12 protein-coding genes and 1 tRNA gene are annotated in these 16,657 nt (G+C 63.7%); 5 read left to right on the forward strand and 8 right to left on the reverse strand.

Annotated elements, in window-relative coordinates; genetic code table 11:
- Window positions 1-33: 33 nt before the first annotated feature.
- Window positions 34-1,341: an HlyC/CorC family transporter gene (locus tag JQ863_RS10850; protein WP_204114285.1), complete on the forward strand. Its 1,308-nt coding sequence runs from the start codon at window positions 34-36 to the stop codon at window positions 1,339-1,341.
- 169 nt (window positions 1,342-1,510) lie between these two features.
- Here the strand turns inward: JQ863_RS10850 and JQ863_RS10855 are convergent, their stop codons facing one another.
- From JQ863_RS10855 to recA, 4 genes are all read right to left on the reverse strand, one after another.
- On the reverse strand, window positions 1,511-1,798 hold the full coding sequence (locus JQ863_RS10855; RefSeq protein WP_204114286.1) for a DUF1330 domain-containing protein: 288 nt from the start codon (window positions 1,796-1,798) through the stop codon (window positions 1,511-1,513).
- Between the two features lie 3 nt (window positions 1,799-1,801).
- Window positions 1,802-4,474, reverse strand: a complete 2,673-nt coding sequence (gene alaS / locus JQ863_RS10860) for an alanine--tRNA ligase (RefSeq protein ID WP_204114287.1) — start codon at window positions 4,472-4,474, stop codon at window positions 1,802-1,804.
- A gap of 102 nt (window positions 4,475-4,576) precedes the next feature.
- Complete coding sequence (locus JQ863_RS10865) at window positions 4,577-5,083, reverse strand: MOSC domain-containing protein (protein WP_239113397.1); 507 nt, start codon at window positions 5,081-5,083, stop codon at window positions 4,577-4,579.
- Window positions 5,084-5,130: 47 nt separating this feature from the next.
- Entirely contained in the window at window positions 5,131-6,201 is a 1,071-nt protein-coding gene (gene recA, locus JQ863_RS10870; protein ID WP_204114289.1) for a recombinase RecA, read from the reverse strand.
- Window positions 6,202-6,396: 195 nt separating this feature from the next.
- Between recA and JQ863_RS10875 the strand changes: the two genes are divergently transcribed.
- On the forward strand, window positions 6,397-6,993 hold the full coding sequence (locus tag JQ863_RS10875; protein WP_204114290.1) for a gamma-glutamyl kinase: 597 nt from the start codon (window positions 6,397-6,399) through the stop codon (window positions 6,991-6,993).
- On the opposite strand, the gene JQ863_RS10880 is transcribed toward JQ863_RS10875, so the two are convergent.
- From JQ863_RS10880 to guaB, 3 genes are all read right to left on the reverse strand, one after another.
- On the reverse strand, window positions 6,982-9,162 hold the full coding sequence (locus JQ863_RS10880; RefSeq protein ID WP_239113265.1) for an ATP-binding protein: 2,181 nt from the start codon (window positions 9,160-9,162) through the stop codon (window positions 6,982-6,984). The genes JQ863_RS10875 and JQ863_RS10880 overlap by 12 nt on opposite strands.
- Before the next feature lie 160 nt (window positions 9,163-9,322).
- Window positions 9,323-10,495: an RsmB/NOP family class I SAM-dependent RNA methyltransferase gene (locus tag JQ863_RS10885; RefSeq protein WP_204114292.1), complete on the reverse strand. Its 1,173-nt coding sequence runs from the start codon at window positions 10,493-10,495 to the stop codon at window positions 9,323-9,325.
- The gene (gene guaB, locus JQ863_RS10890; protein ID WP_204114293.1) at window positions 10,495-11,943 is read right to left on the reverse strand and encodes an IMP dehydrogenase; all 1,449 of its coding nucleotides are present in this window, start codon (window positions 11,941-11,943) and stop codon (window positions 10,495-10,497) included. The genes JQ863_RS10885 and guaB overlap by 1 nt, the downstream gene beginning before the upstream one ends.
- A 408-nt stretch (window positions 11,944-12,351) precedes the next feature.
- Here guaB and JQ863_RS10895 point away from each other — a divergent pair, with 408 nt between their 5' ends.
- The 3 genes from JQ863_RS10895 to JQ863_RS10905 all read left to right on the forward strand — a co-directional run bounded on the left by JQ863_RS10895 (window position 12,352) and on the right by JQ863_RS10905 (window position 15,054).
- A complete protein-coding gene (locus JQ863_RS10895) occupies window positions 12,352-14,397 on the forward strand; it encodes an ASKHA domain-containing protein (RefSeq protein WP_204114294.1) in 2,046 nt (681 codons plus the stop codon).
- An 82-nt stretch (window positions 14,398-14,479) separates the two neighbouring features.
- Window positions 14,480-14,553 (forward strand) — tRNA-Gly (locus JQ863_RS10900).
- A gap of 27 nt (window positions 14,554-14,580) precedes the next feature.
- Window positions 14,581-15,054: an acyl-CoA thioesterase gene (locus JQ863_RS10905; RefSeq protein WP_204114295.1), complete on the forward strand. Its 474-nt coding sequence runs from the start codon at window positions 14,581-14,583 to the stop codon at window positions 15,052-15,054.
- A gap of 3 nt (window positions 15,055-15,057) precedes the next feature.
- Here JQ863_RS10905 and pgi read toward each other — a convergent pair whose 3' ends face one another.
- A complete protein-coding gene (pgi, locus tag JQ863_RS10910) occupies window positions 15,058-16,656 on the reverse strand; it encodes a glucose-6-phosphate isomerase (protein WP_204114296.1) in 1,599 nt (532 codons plus the stop codon).
- Window position 16,657 lies beyond the last annotated feature (1 nt).

The raw sequence follows: 16,657 nt of genomic DNA on the forward strand, positions 1-16,657 counted from the left end.
ATAACCGTCAGAACGGCAATGGATTTTGAGGCTATGGACGTCAGCACTGAGGCCCTTGAGGGGGCATTCTGGATATCGGCAGCGGCAATTCTGGCGCTTCTGGTCTTGTCGGCATTCTTTTCAGGTTCGGAAACCGCGCTGACCGCCGCGTCGCGCGGCAAGCTGCGTGCGCAGGCCGACAAGGGCGATGCCGGGGCCGAGCGGGCGCTGAAGATCACCGAGGATAACGAACGGCTGATCGGCTCGGTCCTTCTGGGCAACAACCTTGTCAATATCCTTGCCACGTCGTTGGCGACAGCGCTGTTCACCAAGCTCTTTGGCCAGAACGGGGTCGCGCTGGCGACGCTGGTGATGACGCTGATGGTGCTGATCTTTGCAGAAGTCCTGCCCAAGACCTATGCCATCACCAATTCCGAAAAAGCGGCGGCGCTGGTCTCGGCCCCGATTGCACTGGTGATCACGGTGTTCTCGCCCGTGGTTGCGGCGGTGCGGGCGCTGGTGCGGCTGGTGCTGCGCGTTTTCGGGGTCCAGACCGACCCCGACAGCCATATCCTTGCCGTGCGCGAGGAAATCGCCGGGGCGCTGCAACTGGGCCATTCCGAGGGCGTCGTTGAAAAGGAAGACCGCGACCGCATCCTTGGCGCGCTGGACCTGTCGGACCGCACGGTCGAGGAAATCATGTTGCACCGCTCAGGCATCGAGATGCTGGACGCCGATGCGGACCCGGCGGAAATCCTGTCGCAATGTCTGGAAAGCAACTATACCCGCCTGCCCCTGTTCCGGGGTGAGCCAGACAATATCATCGGTGTGGTTCACGCCAAAGACCTCTTGCGCGGCATGTATCGGCAGATGGTCGGGGCCAATGCGTCGTTTTCCGACCTCTCCAGCTTTGACATCCGCGAGGTCGCCCGCAAACCCTATTTCGTGCCCGAGACCACGTCGCTGGACGACCAGATGCGCCAGTTCCTGAAGCGCAACACGCATTTTGCGCTGGTCGTGGATGAATATGGCGCGTTGCAGGGGCTGATCACGCTGGAAGATATCCTGGAAGAGATCGTCGGCGAGATCACGGACGAGTTTGATCCCGACGGCACCCAACAGGTGCGCCGGGCCGAGGACGGGTCATTTGTCGTCGAGGGCGATATGACCATCCGCGACCTCAACCGCGCAATGGACTGGGGCCTGCCCGATGACGAGGCCAACACCGTCGCCGGGCTGGTCATCCACGAGGCCCAGTCGATCCCGACCGTCGGTCAGGTGTTTTCGTTCCACGGGTTCCGCTTCGAGGTGTCGGGCCGCATCGACAACCGCATCACCAAGCTGAAGATCAGGCCGCTTTAAGTGGGAATTGGCACGGGCTTCAGCCCGGGCCGCGCCCGACCCTCCCCCCGGGAGGGCGCTTAATCGAACGTTGTGGCCACCATGAACATTTCGCGTAACGCGTTGTCACGCCTTGTTCAAATGTCAGGAATGCGCCCACCCAGGGTCGGGCGCGTCCCTTCCCGCCAACCTATTCGCTGGTCTCAACCACCACGAGTTCCCGCTCCGACGCGCCGCGCGCGTGGCTCAGGGCCTCTTGATATTCGGGGCTGTGATAGCAGGCTTCCGCCGCCTCAAGGCTGGGGAATTTCGCCACGACATTGCGCGGACGTTCCTTGCCCTCAAGCTGCACGTAACGCGCGGCACGGGCGATGAAATGCCCGCCATGCTTGGCAATCGCGGGGCCGGCAAGCTCGGCATATTTGGCATAGGCCGCGTCGTCGGTGACGGTCACATGGGCAATCCAGAGTGCGGGCATGTCTTATCCTTCCAAAACGGTTTCTGCGGCCTTGATCGCGGCCTCGGCATTTGCGGCATCCTTGCCACCGCCCTGCGCCATGTCGGGACGGCCACCGCCGCCCTTGCCGCCCAGTTCGGCAACGGCGGCGCGCACGATATCGACCGCCGACAGGTCTCCGGTCAGATCGTCGGTCACACCGGCAGCCACAGCCGCCTTGCCATCTGCATCCGCGATCAACAGCACCGCGCCGGAGCCGATGGCGGCCTTGTGCTCGTCGATCAACGGCGGCAGGTCGCGCCCCGTCACACCCGACAGAACCTGCGCGATGAACTTGACGCCGTTGATTTCCTTGACCTCGGAGCCCGATCCCTGCCCGGCACCCCCGGCCATGGCCAGTTCGCGGCGCAGCTGCGCGACCTCGTTCTGCAGCGCCTTGCGTTCGTCCATCACCGCCTTGACGCGGTCCAGCACATCCGCCGGCTGCGCCTTGAGCATGGTCATCACCGCGCTCATGCGTTTGGCCTCCGCCTCAAGATGGTTCAGCGCCGCTGCCCCGGTCAGCGCCTCGATCCGGCGCACGCCCGCGCTTGACGCGCTGTCGCCCAGAAGCACAAAGGCGCCGATGTCCCCGGTCTGACGGACATGGGTGCCGCCGCACAGTTCGATCGAATAGGTCTTGCCATCCAGCCCCTTGCCGGTGTCGGCGCGGCCCATCGAGACGACCCGCACCTCGTCACCGTATTTCTCGCCAAACAGCGCCTGCGCGCCAATCTCGCGGGCATCGTCCGGCGTCATGATCCGGGTTTCCACGGCCGAGTTCTGGCGGATGAAGGCATTGACGTCATTCGAGACGGTTTGCAGTTCCGCCTCGGACAATGCCTTGGCATGGCTGAAGTCGAACCGCAGCCGGTCCTCGGCATTGAGCGACCCGCGCTGTGCCACGTGATCGCCCAAACATTCGCGCAGGGCTTCGTGCAACAGGTGGGTGGCCGAATGGTTGGCGCGGATGGCGCTGCGGCGGGTGTGGTTGACCTCAAGCTCGACCGGGTCGCCCTTGGCCAGCGCGCCGGATTTGACGGTGACCTTATGGGCAAAGACCTTGCCATCAGCGAATTTCTTGGTGTCCTCGACCAGCGCGGTGTCGTCGCGGTTTTCCAGCCGGCGGATCACCCCGGTGTCTCCGACCTGACCGCCGGATTCGGCGTAGAACGGGGTCTGGTTGACCACGACCCAGCCTTCACCACCCGCGTCGATCCTGTCGACCTCGGCGCCATCGGCGATCAGCGCCATGACCTGGCCTTCGGCCTTTTCGGTGTCATAGCCCAGGAAATCGGTGGCACCAGCACTGTCGAGGATATCGAACCAGACCGCGTTATCCGCCGCCTCGCCCGACCCGGCCCATGCTGCACGGGCCTTGGCCTTCTGTTCTTCCATGGCCGCGTCGAACCCGTCGGTGTCCACCGACCGGCCCTTTTCGCGCAGCGCGTCCTGCGTCAGGTCGAGCGGGAAGCCGTAGGTGTCATAAAGCTTGAACGCTGCCGCACCCGGCAGGGGGGCATCGTCGTCCAGACCGGACAATTCGTCATCAAGCAGCTTCAACCCGCGATCCAGCGTCTGCTTGAACCGGGTTTCTTCCAGTTTCAGTGTCTCTTGAATCAGCGCCTGCGCCTGACCGAGTTCCGGGTAGGCATTCCCCATCTGGCTGACCAGCGCCGGAACAAGCTGATGCATGACCGGGTCCTTGGCGCCCAGAAGATGCGCGTGGCGCATGGCGCGGCGCATGATCCGGCGCAGCACGTAACCGCGCCCGTCATTTGAGGGCATCACCCCGTCGGCAATCAGGAACGAGGTTGACCGCAGATGGTCGGCAATCACTCGGTGATGCACGTTCTGATCGCCGTAAGGGTCGGTCGAGGTGGCATGGGCCGAGGCCTCGATCAGCGCCTTGAACAGGTCGGTGTCATAGTTGTCATGGCTGCCCTGCAACAGCGCGCCGATCCGTTCCAGCCCCATACCGGTGTCGATCGACTGCATGTCGAGCGCCCGCATCGAGCCATCCTCGAACTGTTCGTTCTGCATGAAAACGACGTTCCAGATCTCGATGAACCGGTCGCCGTCCTCTTCCGGTGACCCCGGAGGTCCACCCCAGATGTGGTCGCCGTGGTCATAGAAGATCTCGGTGCAGGGACCACAGGGGCCGGTCGGCCCCATCTGCCAGAAGTTGTCCGAAGTGGCGATGCGGATGATCCGGCTTTCCGGCACGCCGACTTTCTTCCAGATTTCAAAGGCTTCGTCATCGGTGTGATAAACCGTGGTATAAAGCCGGTCCTTGGGGATCTCGAATTCCTTTGTAATCAGCTCCCACGCGAAAGGGATCGCTTCGGTCTTGAAGTAATCGCCAAACGAGAAATTGCCGAGCATCTCGAAGAACGTGTGGTGGCGCGCGGTATAGCCGACATTGTCGAGGTCATTGTGCTTGCCCCCCGCACGGACGCATTTCTGGCTGGTGGTGGCGCGGGAATAATCGCGGGTCTCGACCCCGGTGAACAGGTTCTTGAACTGCACCATGCCCGAATTGGTGAACATCAGCGTCGGGTCGTTGCGCGGCACCAAGGGCGACGAGGACACGATCTCGTGCCCCTGTTTGGCAAAGTAGTTCAGGAAGGTGGACCGGATGTCGTTGAGGCTCGGCATGGGCGGGGTCTCTTGGCGTTGGAAACAGTGGTTCCGTGCGGGTTTAGCCCCCCGCGCGATGGCTGTCCACAGCGCAAAGCGTCCCCGCCGCCAGATGCCGGGTCAGAACCCCTGTTTTGTCAGCCTGTCACCGTTCGAAATCACCCCGTCGCGTTCGACGCTGCACAGGATGCCGCGCAGCCGAAGTTCGGGGTGGCCGGACGCGGTGATCCAGTCCTTGGCCGCCGCCCCATAGCGCGCCCTCCATTTGACGCAGCCGTCATTGAATACACCCGACACCCGCAAGAGCGCGCTGCCCGCCTGCAAAATGCTGCCTTCGGGCAGGTTCGCCTCCGACAGGTCCATGTCGACGATGAACGTATCGCCCGGATGCACGGTGTTCACGCGGTCGCGCCAGACAAGATCCAGCACCCGCTGCGGCAGGATCGAGACCTGGATCGCCGGATCAGGCGACCCGTCCGGCAGGGTCAGCCATGGCGACGTGGCCCAGCGTTCGCCGGGAATGCCCTTGTCCTTTGTGACCTCGATCCGGTCGACAAACTTGCGCGTGTTACGCGCGGGACGCAGGCACAACATGGAAATGGCCGCCCCGTCCTTGGGGGCGGCCATGACATGCGGCAGCGCCGCATTCAGTTCCTGTCGGGTGACGTGTCCTGTCACCCCTCGACAACCTCGTCGGGGCTGTCTTCGCCCATTGGCATTTCCAGCCCGTGCGAGGCGCGGATCTTGTCCTCGATCTCATGCGCGATGGCGGGGTTTTCCTTGAGGAAGGTCTTGGCGTTCTCACGCCCCTGACCGATCCGCTCATCGCCATAGCTGAACCACGACCCGGACTTGGCCACGACGCCGGCGGCGACGCCAAGGTCCAGCAATTCGCCGGTTTTCGAGATGCCTTCGCCATACATGATGTCGAACTCGACCTGTTTGAACGGCGGCGCGACCTTGTTTTTCACGACCTTGACGCGGGTGGCGTTGCCGACCACCTCGTCGCGATCCTTAATCGCACCGATGCGGCGGATGTCCAGACGCACCGAAGAATAGAACTTGAGCGCGTTGCCGCCGGTGGTGGTTTCGGGGCTGCCGAACATGACGCCGATCTTCATGCGGATCTGGTTGATGAAGATCACCATGCAGTTCGACCGTGCGATCGAGCCGGTCAGCTTGCGCATCGCCTGGCTCATCAGCCGGGCCTGAACACCGACGGAACTGTCGCCCATGTCGCCCTCAAGCTCGGATTTCGGGGTCAGCGCGGCAACCGAATCGACCACCACCATGTTGACCGCCCCCGAGCGCACCAGCGTATCGGTGATCTCAAGCGCCTGTTCGCCGGTGTCGGGCTGCGAGATCAGCAGTTCGTCCAGATCGACGCCCAGTTTCTTGGCATAAAGCGGGTCCAGCGCGTGTTCGGCATCGACAAAGGCGCAGACGCCGCCTTTTTTCTGTTCTTCCGCGATGCAATGCAGGGTCAGCGTGGTTTTGCCCGACGATTCCGGGCCATAGATCTCGATGATCCGGCCCTTGGGCAGACCGCCGATTCCCAGGGCGATATCCAGCCCCAGCGACCCGGTCGAGGTCGCCTCGATCTCCTGCGCGGGGTTGTCCGCGCCCAGTTTCATGATCGACCCCTTGCCGAACTGCCGTTCGATCTGGGCCAGGGCGCTGTCGAGCGCCTTTTGTTTGTCTGCCGAGGACTTGCTGCTCATCATCAAAAGATCTGCCGTTGCCATGTGTTTCTATCCTTATTCCACACCGCGAATAGGGCGGCAATGGTTGCTTCGTTCACCTCTTGTTCTCACATTCTATGAGATCAAAAAGAGAACATTTCAACTAAATTCTTTCCCGCACCCACTTTTTCGCATCCCGGTTAACGGATAGTTTACAAGCCACGGGCAAATTGAATTTCATTGAGGGTATCGGGCGAAATGCTTGTTTTCTGGAAAGAAAAACTGGTCATCCTGTCGGTTCCAAAGACCGGGACAACGGCGTTGCAATCGGCGCTGGGTGCCGAGGCCGATATCGTTGTGCGCGACCCGCCGGAACTGAAACACGCGCCGATCTATCGCTACAACCGGTTCTTCCGCCCGATGTTCGAAAAGGCGGCGGGCGAGTCGGGGATGGAAACGCTGGCGGTGATGCGGGAACCGATCAGCTGGCTGGGAAGCTGGTATCGCTATCGCCAGCGCCCTTTTCTTGACGGCAAACGCACCTCGACCAGGGACAAGAGCTTTGACGAATTTGTCGAGGGCTATTGCAAGGGCGACCGCCCGCCTTTTGCCAATGTCGGCAGCCAGGCCAAGTTCCTTGAGCCGCGCCCAAACGGGACCCGCGTCAATCACCTGTTCCGCTACGAGGACCAAGACGCGTTGTTTGCCTTTCTGGAACAGCGGCTGAACCGCAGGATCGAAACCAGGGCCGAGAATGTCTCGCCCAAGATGACCCTGACCCTGTCACCGGATGTCGAGGCCAAGCTTCGCCGCAAATGTGCCGAGGAATTCGCGCTTTATGACTCAATCGGCTGAGGCAGGCGCGAACTGGTCCTGCACCATGGCGGTCAGGTCGGTCAGTGAAAACGGCTTGGGCAGGAAATCGGAATTGGCGATGCGCGCCTGTTTGTCGGCAAAACTGTCCTCGGCATAGCCCGACATGAAGACGACGGGCACATCGGGCCGCGCCTGCCGCGCCTTTGCAACCCAGCCGGGACCGTCAAGACCGGGCATGATGACGTCGCTGACAAACAGGTCGATCTGAAGGTCGCTGTCATCAAGGATCTCAAGCGCGCGCTCGCCGCTTTCGGCCTCGATCACCGTATAGCCGCGCAGACGCAGGGCGCGGGCAGCGAAGGACCGAACGGGGGCTTCGTCCTCGACAAGCAGGATAACCCCGTCGCCGCGCTTCTGGCTGGTGTCCCGCGCGACCGGCGCTGGCGCGACCGGCTTTGCCGGTTCTTCAGGAAAGACCGGGAAGATCAACTGGAACGACGTCCCCTGCCCGACCTTGCTGTCGACGAAGATGAAGCCGCCGGTTTGTTTGACGATCCCATAAGCGGTGGACAGGCCCAGCCCCGTGCCCTCGCCGGTGCGCTTGGTGGTGTAGAAGGGTTCGAACACCTTATCCAGCACCTCGGGCGAGATGCCGGTGCCCTCGTCCCGCACCGTGACGCGCACGTATTGGCCGGGCGGCACGGTAGCGCGGTCCCGTTCCATCACGTCCTGCAGGTCAAGGTTCCGGGTCTCGATCGTGATCCGCCCGCCATCCGGCATGGCGTCGCGGGCATTCACGATCAGGTTCATCAACACCTGCTCAAGCTGGCGCTTGTCGGCGCGGATCGAAGGTAGCACGGGGTCGTGTTCCAGCACGAGCGACACCTTTTCGCCCACCAGCCGGTTCAACAGATGGGTCAGGTCGCTGAGGGTGTCGCGCAGGTCGATCCGTTCGGGCTGAAGCGTCTGCTTGCGCGAAAACGCCAGAAGTTGGCCCACCAGCGCGGCGGCGCGGTTGGCGTTCTGGTTGATCTGCACAAGATCGGCGAAATCCGGGTCGCCCTGATCATGGCGCAGCAGCAACAGGTCGCAATGGCCGGTGATCGCGGTCAGCAAGTTGTTGAAATCATGCGCCACGCCGCCGGCAAGCTGGCCGATCGCCTGCATCTTCTGGCTTTGGACAAATTGCGCCTCAAGCGTTTTCAATTCGGTCGCGTCATTCAGCACCGCGACAAGATGCGGCGCGTCGCGCCCCGCCACCCGTCCAAGCGAGACCTGGACAAAAACCTCTCCTTCCGGGCGCTTGAGGCGCAGGAATTCGGCCCGCACGCCCCCGGCCCCGGTCGCGGCCTCGGTCAGCCAGTCGTTGACCGAACGGCCCAGCCCCTCGACCAGATCAATAAGGGCCATGTTCGGCCTCAGAGACGCCCCGATCATGCGGCGCGCGGCTCCGTTTGCGCGTTCGATGACGCCGTCAGTCGATAGACGCAGCAGCGGGACAGGCAAAGTGTCGAACCCGACCTCGTCCGGTGCCGGGCACGCCACCTGGCGCGGCAGAAGCAGAACCGAACATCCCCGCGCATCACTGGCCAGCGGAACGGCCGCGTGGTCCTCGGAGAGGTCGACGAACTTGTGATCAAACAGGCTGTCCACCTGCCTCCGCGACAGGCCCAGCCCAGCCGCGCCGGTCTTGCGGGCGGCGGCGTTCAGGTGCAGCACATCCCCCGCGCGCGAGAAACGAACCACCGGGAATTGCACCCCCTCCAGCGCGTCGCCGCCCTGCGGCGCGGCATCGTCCAGCACCCAGAGAATAACGTCGGGTGCCAGCCGGGTGATGGTCACCTGTGGTAGCGCATGGCTTCCTTGTGAACAGGCCAACGTGCGGGACAGCCCGCCAGCGACCGCCCGTTTCAGATGGCTTGGGTTCGCGCTGACCAGCCTTTCGAAGGCCTCTTGCCCGATATGCGGGGCCGATATCACCCGACCCGCCGCATCCGTCACCCCGCCACGCCCGGCAAGATCGGTCAGCACGTGATCCAGCTGCGCGGGGTCGACTGTCGCCTGCTCGCCGGAAGGCCTTGACCCCCGCAGGACCAAGAGTTGCAGAAAGGCCAGAACACAGCCGGCGAAAAACAAGGTCTTGCCCAGCACCGACGGGGCCGATGCCCAGGCCAGCACGAAAAGCGAGATCACCAGCAGGACGGGCATGGCCTGTCCCACTGCACTGAAACGTTTGTCTGCGGTGCCGGCTGAACCGGAAATATCCTGCCCCATCACTCCCATCCCCATCGGCGCGGAAACAGTCGCGCCAGAAAGTTAATGGAAGGTTAAGCCAAAAGTCATTCCCGCATAAAGCGAATTCCTGACGTCATGCACCCTGACTGCGGGTCATTACGGTAAGGAAGAACCCGTCCGTGTCATCAATCGGCGTCCATTGCTGCATCCCTGTCACCTGCCACCCGGCATTGCGGGCAAGAAAGGCGTCGATCACGTCTTCATTTTCCGCCCGCAGCAATGAACAGGTGGCATAGGCCAGATGACCACCCGCCCCCACGAGCGGGGCGGCCGCATCCAATATGGCCGCCTGCGTCGCCTGAAGCGCGGCCAGATCAGTTTCGCCAAAGCGCCATTTCGCATCCGGGCTGCGCCGCCATGTGCCGGACCCGCTGCAGGGCGCATCACAGAAGACAAGGTCGAACGGCGCATGGCGCGCGGCCTGCCCCGGCTCGATCATCCGAATACCGACCCCGGCCCGTTGTCCCCGCGGGGGCAGATCGCGCATTCGCCCGGCGTCGATGTCATGGGCAAAGAACCGGCCTTCGACCCGCGCCGCCATCGCCAGAACCTTGCCGCCGCCACCGGCGCAATAGTCCAGAACCCTGTCACCATCCGTCAGAGGCAGCGCGGCAATCGCCGCCTGGCTTGAGGCGTCCTGCAACTCGATCAGGCCGGATACATAAGGATCGCTCTGGGCAACTTTGCGGCCATCGCCAACCACGACAAGCGCGGTATCAGCCGCTGGATGAGGGACGGTTTCGATCCCATCCTGTGCCAGCGCCGCCATCGCCGTGTCGCGGCTCGCCTTGCGCGGGTTCACCCGCAGATGCACCGGGGCGCGGTCCGCCATGAGGCGCAGGACCGCGTCGAAATCCTCGCCCAGCCGCGCCCGGAACATCGGCACGATCCAGTCCGGCAGGTCGATCACCTCCGGGTCCGGGTCTGCCGCCAAAGCCGCCTGTTCCGCCTCGGTCGGTGCGGTGGGCGCGTGGCCCTGACCCGAGAACAGGTCGGTGACCTCATCCCCCGACGCCGCCACATAACCCAGCATGATCCCGCGCCCGGTCATCGACCCGCCGCGCGCCGCCAGGCTGTTGCGCTGCCTGAGCCCCGAGAACACGAGGTCACGCACCGCCGCACGGTCCTTGGACCCGGCAAACCGGCTGCGCCGCGCCCAGGACGTCAGCACGCGCTCGGCCGGGGCGCCCGCCAGAATCTCGTCAAGCGCCTCGATCGCGGCCTGAACCCGCGCGCCGGGTGTCATCAGCCGATCCGGTAGTTCGGGCTTTCGCGGGTGATCTGCACGTCATGCACGTGGCTTTCCTTCAGCCCCGCGCCGGTGATCTTCACGAAATTGCAGTTCTTGCGCATCTCTTCCACGGTGCCGCAGCCGGTATAGCCCATCGCCGCGCGCAGGCCGCCGACCAGCTGGTGAATGACCGCGCTGGCCGATCCCTTGTAAGGCACCTGCCCCTCGATCCCTTCCGGCACCAGCTTGTCGCTGGCGGCGTCTTTCTGGAAATAGCGGTCGGCCGAACCACGCGCCATCGCGCCAAGCGACCCCATGCCGCGATAGGATTTGAACGAGCGGCCCTGATAGAGGATCACCTCTCCGGGGCTTTCATCCGTTCCGGCAATCATCGACCCGACCATGGCACAGCTTGCCCCCGCCGCGATCGCCTTGGCGAAATCGCCCGAGAACTTGATGCCGCCATCGGCAATCACGGGCGTGTCCCCGGCAGCTGCGGCGCAATCCATGATCGCGGTCAGCTGCGGCACGCCGACGCCCGCCACCATGCGCGTGGTGCAGATCGAGCCCGGCCCGATCCCGACCTTGACCGCATCCGCGCCCGCGTCGATCAGCGCGCGGGTGGCGTCACCCGTGGCAACGTTGCCGGCGATGATCTGGACCTCGTTCGACAGCGCCTTGGCGCGTTTCACCGCCTCGATCACGCCTTCCGAATGGCCGTGCGCCGTGTCGACGACAACGATATCGGCCCCGGCATCGATCAGCGCCTCGGTGCGCTCGAACCCGGCATTGCCGACCGAGCTTGCCGCCGCGACGCGCAGCCGCCCCAGCTGATCCTTGCAGGCGGTGGGGTTCAGAACGGCCTGTTCGGTGTCTTTCAGGGTCAAGAGCCCCGTCAGCTTGCCCTTGGCATCGGTGACCAGCAGTTTCTCGATCCGGCGCGCCTTCATCAGGCTTTTGGCTTCTTCCAGATCGGCGGGTTCCTGCAGGATCGCCAGGTTTTTCGAGGTCATCATCACGTGAACCGGCGTGTCATCCGAGGTCGCAAAGCGCATGTCGCGGTTGGTGACAATGCCGACGATGCGGCCTGCCTCGTCCACCACCGGGAAGCCGGTGAAGTTATAGCGTTCGATCAGCGCCTTGGCATCGGCCAGCGTCTGGTTGGCACGCAGCGTGACCGGGTTGTAGACGATGCCCGATTCAAACCGCTTCACCCGCCGCACCTCGCGCGCCTGCGCCTCGGTATCAAGGTTCTTGTGAATGACCCCGATCCCGCCCGCCTGCGCCATGGCAATCGCCATGCGCGCCTCGGTCACGGTATCCATGGCGGAACTGAGAAGCGGGATGTTCATCGTGATCGACCGCGTGACGCGGGTGCGTGTATCCGCCGTCGAGGGCAGAACGCTCGACGCCGCCGGGACCAACAGAACATCATCGAAAGTGAGCGCCTCACGAATCTCCATCACAACTCTCCATGGATTACCTCGTTTGGCGCTTCCCTATTGCATGGGTGACCCCAAACGGAAACCCCTATTCGCCGTCTCGCGGGGAAACCGGTAAGAAATTGCCCCCGGATCGCCCGCGATCCGGGTCGCGCCCGACCCCGCCCCGTCAAACCAGAGGTTTGCCTTTGGCAATACAAGCGAGCGCGATTGGAACGATGGGCCGCGCCAGATGAAACGGTCTTCGCTTGTCTCACTGACCTTCGAGGCGACAAGGCGCCCACCCTCGGGATCGGGCGCGACCCTGTCCCGACCACCTGTGAGTCAATACAATGACGGTCCCGGGCAAAAACCCGCCGCTCCTTGCCTTTCCCGCGCCCACGCGCCAGTTATGATCCAGCCAGAACGCGCGAACAGGACCACGGACACATGAGCAGCGATCCCCTTGTTATCTTTACCCCCTCGGGAAAACGCGGGCGGTTCCCGGTCGGCACGCCGATCCTGACGGCGGCGCGGCAGCTGGGCGTCGACCTCGACTCGGTCTGTGGCGGGCGCGGCATCTGCTCGAAATGCCAGATCACACCCTCGTTCGGTGAGTTCCCGAAACACGGCGTCACCTCGACCCCCGAGGCGCTGTCCGACTGGAACGCGGTCGAGGAACGCTACAAGTCCAAGCGCGGCATGATCGACGGCCGGCGGCTGGGTTGTCAGGCCACGGTAAAGGGCGACGTCGTGATCGACGTGCCGCCCGAAAGCCAGGTCCACCGCCAGGTCGTGCGCAAGGCCGCCACCGCCCGCGCCATCACCATGGACCCGGCGACGCATCTTTACTTTGTCGAGGTGCAGGAACCCGACATGCACGAGCCAACCGGCGATCTGGAACGGCTGGAACGGGCTTTGAAGGACCAGTGGGGCATTGACGGAATCACGGCAGACCTCAGCATCCTGCGCCGGTTGCAACCGACGCTGCGCAAGGGCAACTGGCAGGTCACGGTCGCGCTGCATAAGGGCCATGACGATACAAGCCACCGTATCCTCGACATCTGGCCGGGTCTCTCGGAAACCCGCATCTACGGGCTTGCCATCGACCTTGGCTCGACCACCATCGCCGCGCATCTCTGTGATCTCAGAAATGGCGACGTCAAGGCGTCCTCGGGCGTGATGAACCCGCAGATCCGCTTTGGCGAGGACCTGATGAGCCGGGTGTCATACGCGATGATGAACCCCGGCGGCGATCAGGAGATGACGCGCGCGGTGCGTGTGGCCATCAATGCGCTGACCGAAACCATCGCGGCCGAGGCCGGGATCGACCCGAACCAGATCCTGGAAACCGTGTTTGTCTGCAACCCGGTGATGCATCACCTGCTTCTGGGGATCGACCCGGTGGAACTGGGTCAGGCGCCTTTTGCGCTGGCCACGTCCGGCTCTGTCTCGCTGAACGCGCGCGAATTGGACCTGACCGCGATGAATGAAACCGCGCGGGTCTATGTGCTGCCTTGTATCGCGGGCCATGTGGGGGCCGATGCCGCCGCGGTTGCACTCTCGGAGGAGCCGGGCAAGTCCGAAGACCTCGTGCTGGTGGTCGATGTCGGCACCAATGCCGAGATCCTTCTGGGCAACAAGACCCGCGTTCTGGCCTGTTCCTCGCCCACCGGTCCTGCGTTCGAGGGCGCGCAGATCAGTTCCGGCCAGCGCGCCGCGCCCGGTGCCATCGAGCGGGTCGAGATCGACCCCGTCACCAAGGAACCGCGCTTCCGCGTGATCGGGTCCGACCTCTGGTCCGACGATCCCGGTTTTGACGCCGCAACCGCCGTGACCGGGATCACCGGCATCTGCGGCTCGGGCATCATCGAGGCCGTGGCCGAGATGCGCCTTGCCGGGCTTCTGGACCCCAGCGGGCTGATCGGGTCGGCGGCGCAGACCGGCACGCAGCGATGCGTCGCCGAGGGCCGGACCAACGCCTATGTGCTGCATGACGCCAGCGCGACAGGCGGCCCGCGCATCACCGTCACCCAAAGCGACATCCGCGCGATCCAGCTGGCCAAATCCGCGCTTTATGCCGGGGCGCGGCTGCTGATGGACGAGATGGGCGTCGACACCGTCGACCGGATCGTCCTTGCCGGGGCCTTTGGAGCGCATATCTCCACCAGACATGCCATGGTTCTGGGCATGATCCCCGACGCCCCGCTGGACAAGGTCACCTCCGCCGGGAACGCCGCCGGCACCGGCGCGCGCATCGCCCTTTGCAACATCGCGGCGCGGGCCGAGATCGAGCGCGTGGTCGGTGAGATCACCAAGGTCGAAACCGCGATCGAACCCCGGTTCCAGGAACATTTCGTCGCCGCCAACGCCATCCCCCACGCCACCGCGCCCTTCCCCAACCTGATGCAGGTCGTCAGCCTGCCCGATGTGTCCTTCAACACCGGCGGCGGCGACGGGTCCGAAGGTGCACGCCGCAGGCGGCGGCGCAAGTAGCAACCGCATCCCTGCGTCCGCCATTTGGCGCAGATGGGCTATTGACGCCCCTCGTGCCTTTGGCTACCTCACGCTCACAGCGGCGGGTATGGTGAAAAGGTATCACGCGAGCTTCCCAAGCTTAAGTTACGGGTTCGATTCCCGTTACCCGCTCCAAAAACTTCCCAGCACGACCGAGGCCCCATGGACCTGCCCTATCACAAGCCCCTGACCCAGCAACATCTGCGCGGGTTCGGGATCGAAGAGCCTTGGCCCTTTGGCATCGGCGGGCGGGTGATGTTTTCGGAACTGGACCCGCTCAATCACGTCAACAACCGGTCCTACCTGGCCTGGTTCGAAAACGTGCGCATCGCCTATTTTGCCGATTACGGGCTGGACGACACCCAAGGTCCGAATCCACGCTGGGTTTTGCGTGCAACATCAGTCGATTACCGCAAAGAGTTGAAGTTGCACACCGATTATGTCGTGACCGCCCGCACCACCCGCTTGGGGCGCACGTCCTTTACCATGGATCACGCGGTCTGGTCCGCTGGCGGCCTGGCGACATTTGCCACCGCCACCATTGTCGCGGTGGCTGCCGACGGATCAGGCGCAGAGCCGCTGACCGAGGCGACCCGGCAGGTTCTGATTGCCCGGGACGGCGCCGGAACCGTCTGACCCTTACCCGTTTTTCCTGATAAATTCCAGCACCTTGGACGTCGACCCTGATGTGCCTTGTGGCAGGTCCGCGCCCTCGACAGCGGGCAGGAAGGAATTGGCAAGTTCCTTGCCCAGCTCAACCCCCCACTGGTCATAGGAGTTGATGTCAAGGATCGCCCCCTCGACAAAGACCCGGTGTTCATAAAGCGCGATGATCTGGCCCAGCACAAAGGGCGTCAGGCTGGGGTACACCAGCGTGGTCGAGGGCCGGTTGCCCGGAAAGACGCGGTGGCGTGCCAGCATCGTCAGCCGGTCGCCCGTCACGCCCTTGGCCTCAAGCTGACCGCGGGCTTCGGCTTCGGACCGACCTTTCAACAACGCTTCGGATTGCGCCAGGCAATTGGCGACCAACGCGGCGTGATGGGCGGCCAGTTCGGGTTCGTGGCCCTTCGCACCGACGAGGAATTCGCAGGGAATGTCCGCCGTGCCCTGGTGGATCAGCTGGTAAAACGCGTGCTGGCCATTGGTGCCGGGTTCACCCCAGACAACCGGGCCGCTGACACAATCCAGCGCATCCCCGGCCCGCGTCACCCGCTTGCCGTTTGATTCCATTTCAAGCTGTTGCAGATAGGCCGGCAGCCGCAGCAGGCGTTGTTCGTAGGGCAACACTGCGCGGGTGGCATAGCCGCAGACCTGGTGGTGCCAGACCCCGGTCAGCGCCAGCAGGACCGGGATATTCTGGTCAATCGGCGCGCTGCGGAAATGGCGGTCCATTGCCTGCCCGCCGCGCAGGAAATCGCGGAACCCCTCTGGCCCAATTGCCAGCATCAGCGACAGGCCAATCGGCCCCCACATGGAATAACGCCCGCCGACCCAGTCCTCGAAGCCAAAGACCCGCTCTGGCGGGATGCCGAATTTCGCGGTCTCATCCTCGGCGGTGGAAATCGCCACAAAGCGCGAGATCGCGTCCGACGACCGCGCCTCGGCCCAGGCCAGCGCCGAGCGCGCGTTCATCATGGTTTCCTGGGTGGTGAAGGTTTTTGAGGCGACAATGAACAGCGTGGTGGCCGCGTCCAGACCTGCAAGCGTATCCGCCAGATCCGCCCCGTCGACATTGGAAATGAAGTGACAGCGCGGACCTTTGGCAAAGGGTTTCAGCGCAATCGCCGCCATCGCCGGGCCAAGATCCGAGCCGCCGATGCCGATATTGACCACATCGGTAATCTTGCCCGTCTCGGGCCAGGTTCCGGCGATCACCTGTTCGGCAAAAGCCTCCATCCGCGCCAGCACGTCACGCACGCCGGGCATGACGTCGGCACCGTCCACCGTGACCGGCCCGCCATCAAGGTTGCGCAGTGCGGTATGCAGCACGGCGCGATCCTCGGTCAGGTTGATTTTCTCACCGGCAAACATCGCGTCGCGCTTGGCCTCGACCCCGGTTTGGCGCACCAGATCCAGCAGCGCGGCGCGGGTCTGGTCGTCGATATTGGTCTTGGAATAGTCAAACAGCAGCCCGTCGGCCGTGACCGAGAACGCATCGGCCCGGCCTGCATCGTCAAACAGCGACATCATCGCGCGATCCGCCACACGCGATTGCATTTCTTTCAGGTTTTCGAACATG

The organism is Shimia biformata (assembly GCF_016888515.1).
GTDB lineage: Bacteria > Pseudomonadota > Alphaproteobacteria > Rhodobacterales > Rhodobacteraceae > Shimia_A > Shimia_A biformata.

Coding starts and splice junctions, on each gene's coding strand:
- pgi (WP_204114296.1), bottom strand. CDS start 16,656: ATGTTCGAAAACCTGAAAGAAATGCAATCGCGTGTGGCGGATCGCGCG.
- JQ863_RS10880 (WP_239113265.1), bottom strand. CDS start 9,162: ATGCCCGTCCTGCTGGTGATCTCGCTTTTCGTGCTGGCCTGGGCATCG.
- JQ863_RS10895 (WP_204114294.1), top strand. CDS start 12,352: ATGAGCAGCGATCCCCTTGTTATCTTTACCCCCTCGGGAAAACGCGGG.
- JQ863_RS10885 (WP_204114292.1), bottom strand. CDS start 10,495: ATGACACCCGGCGCGCGGGTTCAGGCCGCGATCGAGGCGCTTGACGAG.
- guaB (WP_204114293.1), bottom strand. CDS start 11,943: ATGGAGATTCGTGAGGCGCTCACTTTCGATGATGTTCTGTTGGTCCCG.
- JQ863_RS10865 (WP_239113397.1), bottom strand. CDS start 5,083: ATGGCCGCCCCCAAGGACGGGGCGGCCATTTCCATGTTGTGCCTGCGT.
- JQ863_RS10855 (WP_204114286.1), bottom strand. CDS start 1,798: ATGCCCGCACTCTGGATTGCCCATGTGACCGTCACCGACGACGCGGCC.
- recA (WP_204114289.1), bottom strand. CDS start 6,201: ATGGCAACGGCAGATCTTTTGATGATGAGCAGCAAGTCCTCGGCAGAC.
- JQ863_RS10875 (WP_204114290.1), top strand. CDS start 6,397: ATGCTTGTTTTCTGGAAAGAAAAACTGGTCATCCTGTCGGTTCCAAAG.
- alaS (WP_204114287.1), bottom strand. CDS start 4,474: ATGCCGAGCCTCAACGACATCCGGTCCACCTTCCTGAACTACTTTGCC.
- JQ863_RS10905 (WP_204114295.1), top strand. CDS start 14,581: ATGGACCTGCCCTATCACAAGCCCCTGACCCAGCAACATCTGCGCGGG.
- JQ863_RS10850 (WP_204114285.1), top strand. CDS start 34: ATGGACGTCAGCACTGAGGCCCTTGAGGGGGCATTCTGGATATCGGCA.